Source organism: Robbsia andropogonis, assembly GCF_000970345.1.
In the GTDB taxonomy this organism is placed as follows: domain Bacteria; phylum Pseudomonadota; class Gammaproteobacteria; order Burkholderiales; family Burkholderiaceae; genus Robbsia; species Robbsia andropogonis.
This window is the reverse complement of the sequence record NZ_LAQU01000010.1, coordinates 155,856-166,282: the sequence shown is the minus strand read 5'-3', so window position 1 is coordinate 166,282 and position 10,427 is coordinate 155,856. Positions and strand designations below refer to the sequence as shown.

The following is a 10,427-nucleotide window of genomic DNA, read 5'->3' as shown; positions in this document are numbered from 1 at the left end:
CTGCTGCGACGGCGTCTCGATCGGCATCCTCATGCGGGAGATTGCCGACGGTTATGCCGTGGCGCGCGGTAAGCATGCAGCCGAAGCCGGCGCGCCGACCCGCCGCTACGCCGATTTCGTGCAGTGGCAGAACCGCCGCGCGGCCGGGAAGGCACTGGCACCGGCGCGCGAGTACTGGCAACGGCAGTTCGCGCGGCCCGTGCCACCGCTGAACCTCCCCGCCGACGGCGCGTCATCGGCAGCCCAGCCGGCCGGCACGCTCCGTGTACCGATGCCGCCCGCGCTGCTGCAGGCACTCGACACGCAGGCAAGGCAACATCGGACAACGCGGTTCACATTGCTCGTCGCCACCTTCGCGGCCCTGCTTGGCCGCTATGCCGGCGAAGAGGACGTCGTCATCGGCACGCCTGTCGCCAACCGCCAGCATCCGGACTGGTTGTCCCTCGTCGGCTTTGTCGCCAACACCGTCGCGCTGCGTTTCGACTGTGCCGCGGACCAAGCCCTCCAGGCCTTTCTCGACAAGGCGGCCACCACGGTACGCGATGCGCTGGCGCATGCGGAACTGCCGTTCGAGCACGTATTGCGCACGGCCGAAAGACCTGGCGGCGGCGCACTGTTCCAAGCGATGTTCGCGATGCAACCCGCGTCCGTCGCCACCTTCACACTTGACGGCCTGACGGTTCGCGCATTGCCGCTCCCCGCATCGCAGACGAAGTTCGACCTCACGCTGCTCGTCGAGGACAGCGCCGACGGCGCGGCACTCCTGTTCGAATATCGCGCGGACAAATACGACCCGGCCTGGATAGCCGATCTGTCGCGCCGCTATCTGTTCAGGCTGGAAAGGCTCGGGGCCGATCTCGCGCTGCCGCTCGGCCAGCTCGCTCTCACCGATGAGGACGATCTGCGGCAATTGCGCCGTGCGTGGCACGGCAATCTCACGAACGTCGTGACGGACGACGCGTCCCCCCTCGCGGACCACCGTCCGGCGGCGCCCGTGCATGCGCTCGTCGCCTTGGCCGCCGCGCGTCATCCCGACGCCTTGGCCGTCTCGTCGCCCGACGGCGATCTGTGCTATCGGGAACTGGACGGGCTGGCAAACCGTTATGCACATTGCCTGATCGCGGCCGGCGTGCGGCCCGGAGACCGCCTCGGCGTCTGCCTGGCGCCATCGGCACGTTTTCTTGCCGTCGTTCTGGCCGCCGGCAAGGTCGGTGCGGCGTATCTGCCGATGGACCCTGGCTATCCCGCCGAACGCTTGCAGGCGATGATCGAGGACGCCACGCCACCGCTCGTGATCGTCGGCGAGGAAATGCCCGCGCTCGGGGGCGTATCGCAACGGGCACTCGCGCACCTGCACCGGGATGCCGCCGCGCATCCGTCAACCGCACCTGTCATGGACACGGGCGACATCGATCCGATGTCCCTGCCCTTCTATGTGATCTTCACCTCGGGCTCGACCGGTCGGCCGAAGGGCGCCGTCGTGACGCAGCGTAATTTCGTCAATCTGCTCCATTGGTATGCCAACACTTTCGACTTCCACGCATACACCCGGGTATTGCTGTTGAGCGCGCTGAGCTTTGATCTGACACAAAAGAATCTGTTCGCGCCGTTGCTGCATGGTGGCACGCTGGTGATCAAGAGCCGCCCGGACTTCGATGCGTCGTCCGTCGTGCAAGACATTGCACGACATCACATCAGCGTCGTCAACTGCACCCCCAGCATGTTCTATGCGATCGTCGAAGCCGACGCGGCAAACGGCTGGCATGGGATCGCGACGCTGCGGCATGCTTTTCTCGGTGGCGAGCCGATCGCCGTCGGGCCGCTGCGCGACTGGCTGCTCGCCGCGCCGCAACGTACCGAGATCGTCAACACCTACGGCCCAACCGAATGTGCAGACGTATGCGCATTCAAACGACTACCGACGTCGCTCGACCACTGGCCTGCCGTTGTACCGATCGGTCAGGCACTACCCGGCGTCCAGCTCGTCGCCGTGGACGACAAGGGTTGGCCAGTACCCGACGGCGTCGTCGGCGAGTTGCTTATCGGGGGTATCGGCGTGGGCGACGGCTACCTGGGCCGTCCCGAACTGACGGCGGAGCGTTTCTTCACGCCGCCGTTCGCCGAACCCGGCGAGCGTTTCTATTGGACCGGGGATCTCGTCCGGCGCCGAACAGACGGTGATTACCTTTTTCTCGGCCGGCGTGATCTGCAAACCAAATTGCGCGGGTTTCGGATCGAACTCGGCGAGATCGAGGCGCTCCTGGAATCGCAACCTGGCGTGGCGCGCGCAGCCGCGACCGTGCAGCGCGGGGCGGCTGGGGATGAACGACTGGTCGCCTTCGTCATTGCAGAGCCTCAGGCCAACATCGACATCGCGAGTCTACGCACCGCCGCCCGACAACGCCTGCCGGCGTTCGCGGTGCCGCAAGCGATCGCTTGCGTGGCGGCGCTCCCCTATACGCCCAGCGGCAAGCTTGATCGGCGTGCGCTGGCGGGACTCGAGGCTGGCGCCACCGAACAGGGCGACCCGACCCCGTTCGAAGCACCAGCGGGGCCCATCGAATCGCTGATCGCGCAGGTGTGGCGCGAACTGATCGGCGTGGAACGCATAAGCCGACATGACAGCTTCTTCGCGATCGGCGGGCATTCGTTGCTTGCCACCCGTGTCGTCACCCGGCTCGTCAACCAACACCGGCTTGCCGTGGACATCGGCGATGTCTTCTCCGCGCCGACGATCCACGCATTGGCAGCGCAGATCGCCTCACGGTCGGAGGTCGCCGTCGTCGATGGCACATCGCCCACCGAAGGGGCCGCAATCGTAAAACGCGCTGCCCAGGGTGCCCACCCGCTTTCTCCAGCGCAGCAACGCATGCTGTTCCTGGCCCGGCTCGAAGGCGCGAACGCCACCTACAACATGTCGGTCGCCCTGAGGATGTCGGGGCCGCTGGATATCGCGGCATTGGGACAAGCGCTCGACGCGCTGGTCGCCCGACACCCGGTGCTTGCGGTAACCTTCAGCACGCAAGGTGACCAGGTACGACAGATACCGCAACGGCCTGCGTTCCCCGCCCTGGTTGCCGAACCGGTAGCGGACGACGCGCTCGAGACGACGATCCAGGCCCTGGCGAACCAACCGTTCGACCTGACACGCGATGGGACGATGCGCATTGGTTTGCTGGCAACGGCCGCCGATGCCCACGTGCTCGTGATGTCTTTCCATCACATTGTTTGCGACGGCTGGTCCGCCGGAATCATCCAGGCGGAACTCGGCCGCCTGTATGACGCGGCACGCCAACACACGCCACCCGACCTGCCGGCGTTGCCGGTCAGCTATTTCGATTATGCGGACTGGCATCGGGAATGGCTGTCGTCGGACCGCCTCGCACGTCTCGATGTGTATTGGCTCGCAAAGCTTTCCGACCTGCCCGAGGTCTCGACGTTGCCGACCGATTACCGTCGGCCCGACGTTGCCGCGCATGCGGGCCGCACCGTGCCATTTGCGCTGCCGGACGCACTTGCCGCGCGCCTGGCCGGTGTCGCACGCGAACAAGGCGCGTCGCTTTTCATGTTGATGCTGGCAGCATTCCAGACCCTCGTGGCGCGACTGACGCAACGTGACGACGTAGTGGTGGGCACGCCTGTCGCCAATCGGCTTCGCCCTGAACTCGAAGGCCTCGTTGGTTTGTTCGTCAATACGCTGGTCATCCGTCAGACCGTAGACGACAGCCAGCCATTTACGACGCACCTCGCGGCCGCGAAACAGACACTGCTCGACGCCTACACACATCAGGACATGCCGTTCGAGCGGTTGGTGGAGCAACTGAATCCGCCACGCCACCTCGGCTACGCGCCGCTGTTTCAGATACTGTTCGTGATGGACACCGGTGCGCTCGACAGCGTCGAAATGTCCGGACTCACGGTGGAACGCATCGACGCACTGCCAGGCGCGGCGAAATACGATCTGAATGTCCATCTGCTCGAACGCGACGGCCGACTTTCAGGGTACGTCGAATACGACACGGCGCTTTTCGCGCCGTCGACGATCGCGCGCCTGATCGAGATGTATTGTTTCACGCTGGCACAGATCACCGAGGCGCCCGATCGCCCCGTGCATGCATTGTCCCTGCTGTCGCCCGCGCTTGCGGAGGAGCTTCCCGGACATGCTGCCTCGCAAACTCAGATGCTCGCTCCGCCGCGTGACGCGACGGTCGTACAACTCGTGAGGGAAAGCGCCGCACGCTGGCCCGATCGGCCGGCCGTGACACTGGACGGTGTGTCGCGCAGTTACGCCGAACTTCTGGCGGCGGCCGAGACGCTGGCGGGGGCACTATTGCAGGCAGACGCCCCACGCCAGGCACCGATTGGCATTCTCATGCATCGTTCGATCGAACGGACCGTTGCGCTGCTTGGCACGCTGGTGGCCGGCTGCGCCTATGTACCGCTCGACCCTGAATGGCCGGATGAACGCATCACGCAGATCATCGGCGCGATCGGCATCAACTTCCTGATTGTCGATTCGGGCGATCGCGTGGCGGCAATCGGCTTCACGGGGCATGTGATCGTGCCGTCGGGCGTCGACGGCGTGTTACGGGCCCACCGCGATCCCACGCCCGACGATCTCGCCTATGTCATCACGACCTCCGGTTCGACCGGCATACCGAAGAGCGTGGCCGTGCCGCACCGCGGCGTCGCGCACGATCTGGCGTTTCTGGTAAGCGCACGCGATGTCGTGCCGGACGACCGTGTCCTCCAGGTCACGAACTTCAACTTCGATCCGTCGGTGCGCGACCTGTTCGGTACCTGGAGCGCTGGCGCCACCGCCGTGCTACTGCCGGACGACGTGGCCCGCGACCCCGCCGCGCTGATGACGCGACTTGCGCAAGACGGCATCACGAAACTCTTCAGCATCACCCCGACGCTGCTGCGATCCCTGCTGACGGTGGCCGAGACGCGTGGCGCACCGGCCGGCATCCGCCTGGATACGTTGATGCCCTGCGGGGAGCGTTTAACCGCCGAGGACTGCTTGCGCGCCTGGTCGGTCTTTGGCGACACGCTGTCGATCGTCAACCAATACGGGCCGACGGAAGCAACGATGACATCGGCGAACCATGTGGTAGGCCACGACGACCTGCTCCGTCCCCGGATTCCGGTCGGCCGACCCAACCCGAATACGCTGGTCTGGATCCTGGATGCGCACCAACGGGAGGTCCCGGTCGGCACCTTCGGCGAGGTCTACATCGACGGCATCGGCATCACGCGCGGCTACGCGAACGATCCCGTGCGGACACGGGAGGCTTTCGTGCCCAATCCGTTCGCCACAGGGCGCGGCTATGGTCCCCTGCTATACCGGACCGGCGATGTGGGACGGCGACTCGACGACGGCAGTATCGATCTGATGGGACGCATCGATGCCCAGGTAAAAATCCGTGGTAATCGTGTCGAGCCCGGTGAGATCGAGGCCGCGCTGGGCCGCATTCCTGCCGTCGAGCATGCGGCGGTCAAGGTCTTCGAGGACGCCGACGGCCAGCCGCAGCTGGCTGCCTACGTCGTCCTGAAAACCTCCGTGGATGAGCCGGAATACATGCTCAGACGACATCTGGCGCGCGAACTGCCGGCGTATATGGTGCCCGTATCGCTGCAGGCCATCGCGGCGATGCCCACCACCATCACCGGCAAGATCGACCGTCAGCGCCTGCCCGCCCCTCGATTGCAGGCCGCGGTTCCCGTGAGCCGCCGCGCCACCACGCCGACCGAGGTGAAAGTCGCCGCGATCTGGGCGGAGATCCTCGTCGTGCCCGAGGTCGACACGCGGACCAATTTCTTCGAGCTTGGCGGCAATTCACTGCGACTGATCGCCGTGCAGGCAGGCGTTCTCACGCATTTTGGACTTGAACTGCCGGTAGTAGAACTGTTCCGCTACCCGACCGTCGAGCTGCTGGCGTCCCGGATTGACGCGCGATCGGGCACGCAGGCGGCCCCGCATGGCGCAGGGACAGAGGTGTTTTCTACATCGGCTCGCAGGCGAATCGAACAACGCAAACAGCGGCAATCCGGCGCGCACGCGCGCCGACAGCGGAGAAATAAAGATGCGTGATGCACTCGAGGGTATCGCGGTCGTGGGCCTGTCGGGGCGTTTTCCCGACGCCACGGATGCGGACACGTTATGGCGGAATGTGGTTGCCGGCAAGGAATCCATTCATCGCTTTTCCGACGCGGCATTGATGGCGGCGGGCATACCGCGGGAACTGCTCGACGCGCCGAATTACGTCAAGGCACGACCGCTGCTCGACGACGTCAAGCACTTCGATGCGACATGCTTCTCGATGACCGCACGCGAAGCGGAAATCACCGATCCCCAGCTGCGGCTGCTGATGGAATGTGCGCACGAAGCGCTCGAACAGGCAGGTTACGTCCCTGGCGACGACCGGACCGTCGGTGTGTATGCCGGTGTCCGTTTGAGCCGTTATCTGGAAGAACACCTGATACCGAACGCCGATGTCGTGCGGTCCGTCGGCATCGATTCGCTACAGATGATCAACCGCAAGGACTCGGCGGCCACACTGCTGGCTTACCGTCTCGATCTGACCGGCCCGGCCATCAGCCTCAACACCGCCTGTTCCACGGGACTGGTCGCCGTGCATCTCGGATGCAGCGCCTTGGCCAATCACGAATGCGACATGGTCCTGGCCGGCGCGGCCGCCATCCCTGCATTCGACCCGGAGGGCTATCTCCATACGGTCGGCGGCATCCTCTCGCCCGATGGACACTGCCGCCCCTTTGATCGCGCCGCCCAGGGCACGATCGATGGCGCAGGCGTCGGCATGGTCGCCTTGATGCGCATCGAGGATGCCATCGAACGCCGCGTCCCCGTGCTGGCCGTGATACGCGGCACATCGGTGAACAACGACGGTGGGGTCAAGATCGGCTACACGGCGCCCAGTGTCGATGGCCAGGCACGGGTGATCGCGGAAGCCATGGCGACCGCGGATGTGTCCGCCGACACCATCGGATACGTGGAGACGCACGGCACGGCAACACCGCTCGGTGATCCGATCGAGATCGCCGCACTGACACGCGCGTATCGGCTCGACACGGATCGCATCGGTTTTTGCGGTATCTCATCGCTCAAAAGCAATATCGGCCATCTCGGTGCGGCCGCGGGTATCGGCGGCCTGATCAAGGCGGTGCAGGCAGTACGTCACGGCGTTCTGCCTCCAAGCCTCCACTTCCACGAGGCCAATCCCGAATTGCACCTCGATGAAAGTCCTTTCTACGTGATTCGTGAACCGCTACCCTGGCCGGATGAGCATCATCCGCGTCGCGCAAGCGTCAGTTCCTTCGGTATCGGTGGCACGAACGCACATCTGATACTGGAGCAGGCACCCGATATCGCGGCCGACGAATCGACGGCCACGCCCCGGCATGCCTGGCTGCTGCCGTTCAGCGCAACGTCGACGGCCGGTCTTTTTGAATTCGCACGACGGCTGGGACGCGTCTGGTCGCACGAAGGCGACGCGCCGCCCCTCGCTGATGCGTCGTACACCCTGCAGCAGCGCCGCATGCACCGGCGTTATCGCGGTTTTGTCGTTGCCGGCGATGCCAACGAAGCAGCGAAAGCCTTTGGCGAGATCGCCGCATTCGAACGGCCACCGCAAGAAGCGCCCGATGTGTCACCTCCTGTCCTGTTTCAGTTCACTGGACAAGGTGCGCAGCGTATCGGCATGGGGCTTGCGGCAGCCGCAGCCGAACCGCGCCTGGCTGCGGCGCTTGACGAATGCGCGCAGTGGCTGCGTACCGACCACGGCATCGACCTGCGACGTCTTATCGCCGACGGCCGCGATCCGGGCTCTGACCTCACGCTGGACGACACAGCGGGCGCGCAACCCGCGCTGTTCGCGCTTGAATGGGCGCTTGGCCGCGTTTGGCTGAACGCCGGCGTGCGGCCTGTTGCATTCGTAGGCCACAGCCTTGGCGAGCTTGTCGCCGCCACGCTAGCGAACGTCATGAGCCTGCGCGACGCCTTGCGTCTTGTCGTTGCACGCGGCGCGGCGATGCAGCGCGCCCCCGCCGGCGCAATGCTCGCCGTCGTCCTCGACGAAACCGCGCTGTCCACGCTGCTCGCCTCCGGCACCGAAGAGGTAGGCAACTGCGTCATCTCCGCGGTCAACGGGCCGAAGGCGTGCGTGGTGTCCGGCAGCTTCGCCGGCATTGCGGCGCTGGAATCGCTGCTCGACCGCGAACATCTCACGTACCGGCGTCTCAACACCTCGCACGCGTTCCATTCGCCACTGATGGAGCCGGTCCTCGACACCTATCGCGCGGCTTTCGAGGGCATCACATTGCGCCTGCCGGACGTACCGATCTTCTCGACCGTCACGTCCCGGCCGCTCGACGATGCACAGGCAACGGACCCTGCCTATTGGGTTGGTCAATTGCGTGCCCCGGTGCAATACGCGCGGGCACTACAGGCGGCTCTCGCGACGGACGTGGCAACCGGTGCCGTGGTGCTGGAGCTGGGTCCCGGCCGAACGCTGAGCAGTGCGGCGCTCGGCATCGTCGGTCCACACCATGCCGTGTTATCGAGCCTCGGCGGCGTCGCCGACGAAGGCCGGGCATTGCTCGACACCGCGGGACGTCTATGGACCTTGGGCATTGATATCGATTGGGCTGCGTGGTCGGACGACCAAGACGCCAAGATGGCCTGGCTGCCGACCATGCCGTTCGACCGCCGGCGTGCCTGGATCGACCGTGCGCGGCCCGCCGCGTCAACATCCCATGCAGCGCCGCTTTCCGTATCGACGCCGGCAGATCCGGTCCCCTCTCCCATTCAACCGACCGATGAAGGATTCCCCATGAGTCACTCCCCCTCCGATTCCGGCACCGCGATGCTCGAAGACCAACTCAGCGCCATCTGGCGCGACGCACTTGGCGACCGTCCGATCGCGCGCAACGACAGCTTCTTCGACCTGGGTGGCAACTCGCTCCTGGCGCTGCAGGTCGTCGGACGGATCAACCAGACGTTTGGCGTCTCGATCAACCCGGCGGACATGTTGACCAAGCCCACCATTGCGGAACTGGCGGATGCGATCACCGACAAGCTGCTCGGCAAGACGGACGCCGCCAACCTCGACACGCTGCTCAACGACATGTCGCATCTGTCGGACGACGAAGTCCGCGAACTACTGAAGCAGGCTTGATCTTTCCCCCTTGACGCCTCGCCAGGAATATTGCGATGACAAATCTGCATGAGCGCATCAATCAATTGACCGATGCGCAGAAAGCCGCTTTGCGCGCCCGGCTGGCGCAGAAACGCGACGTCCGTCCCTCCGTCCGACCGCTCGATTTCAGCTTGCTGTTCTTCTCGTCCGACGGATCGGGACAGGCGGGCGGCAAATATGATCTGTTGATGAACGCGGCACGACTCGCCGATGAGGAAGGGTTCAGCGCCATCTGGACGCCGGAGCGGCATTTCCAGACGTTCGGCGGCCTGTATCCGAATCCCTCCGTGCTTGCCGCCGCGCTGGCGATGGTGACACACCGCATCCAGCTCCGCGCGGGCAGCGTGGTCGCGCCGTTGCACGACCCGGTTCGGATCGCCGAGGAATGGTCGGTCGTCGACAATCTTTCCGGCGGCCGCGTCGCACTGTCGTTCGCAAGCGGATGGCATCGTCAGGACTTCGCGTTCCGGCCGGAGGCGTTCGCTGGCAGGCGTGACACGCTGGAACCCGTGATCCAGACGGTGCAACGCCTCTGGGCGGGCGAGTCCGTGACAATGCCGGGCGTGGACGGCACGCCGACGGATATCCGGACGTTTCCCCGACCGGTCCAGCCGCACTTTTCATTCTGGTTGACCGGCGCATCCCGTGATACGTGGCGCAAGGCGGCGCGGCTCGGCGCGAATATCCTTTGCCTGATGGGACCTTCGCTTGGCGATCTGCGGGAAAAGATCGCGCTGTATCGCGAGACCCGGCAGGCAGCCGGACTCGACCCGGCCGCCGGCAAGATCACCGTCACCCTGCACACGTTCATCGACGATGATCTCGCCGCGGTGCGGCAACTGGTGCGCCCATCGCTTACCGAATATCTCGAAGACTATATTCGCCAGTTCCGCACCCTCATGCCTGCCGAGGAAGTTGCCCGGCTCGAAGGGGAAAAAGCCTCGATCCTCGATTTTGCATTCGAGCGCTACTTTCAGTTCAGTTCGTTGCTCGGCGATCGGGTCAAATGCACGGAAATGTTGAACCGGTTGACCGAGGCCGGCGTCGACGAAGTCGCCTGCCTTGTCGACTTCGGCCTGCCCGCCGACACCGTCATGTCGGGGCTGCGAAAGCTAGCGACGCTACGACGCGAATTCGCGGACGCCACCGAAGCCGCGCAGACACCGCTCACGGCACCCGCGGCATGACACGCACGCGGTGGTCGGCATG

At 65.0% G+C, this 10,427-nt stretch carries 3 protein-coding genes; all 3 read left to right on the top strand.

The annotated features are described in order from the left end of the window. Positions 1-6,094 (top strand): non-ribosomal peptide synthetase (locus WM40_RS12055; protein WP_157685778.1); only part of this gene is annotated, 6,094 nt, incomplete at its 5' end. Then, the gene (locus tag WM40_RS12050; RefSeq protein ID WP_046152956.1) at positions 6,087-9,197 is read left to right on the top strand and encodes a type I polyketide synthase; all 3,111 of its coding nucleotides are present in this window, start codon (positions 6,087-6,089) and stop codon (positions 9,195-9,197) included. The genes WM40_RS12055 and WM40_RS12050, both read left to right, overlap by 8 nt. Before the next feature lie 35 nt (positions 9,198-9,232). After that, positions 9,233-10,405 (top strand): MupA/Atu3671 family FMN-dependent luciferase-like monooxygenase, encoded by a 1,173-nt coding sequence (locus tag WM40_RS12045; RefSeq protein WP_052738297.1) that lies wholly within the window; start codon positions 9,233-9,235, stop codon positions 10,403-10,405. The last annotated feature ends 22 nt before the right edge of the window (positions 10,406-10,427 follow it).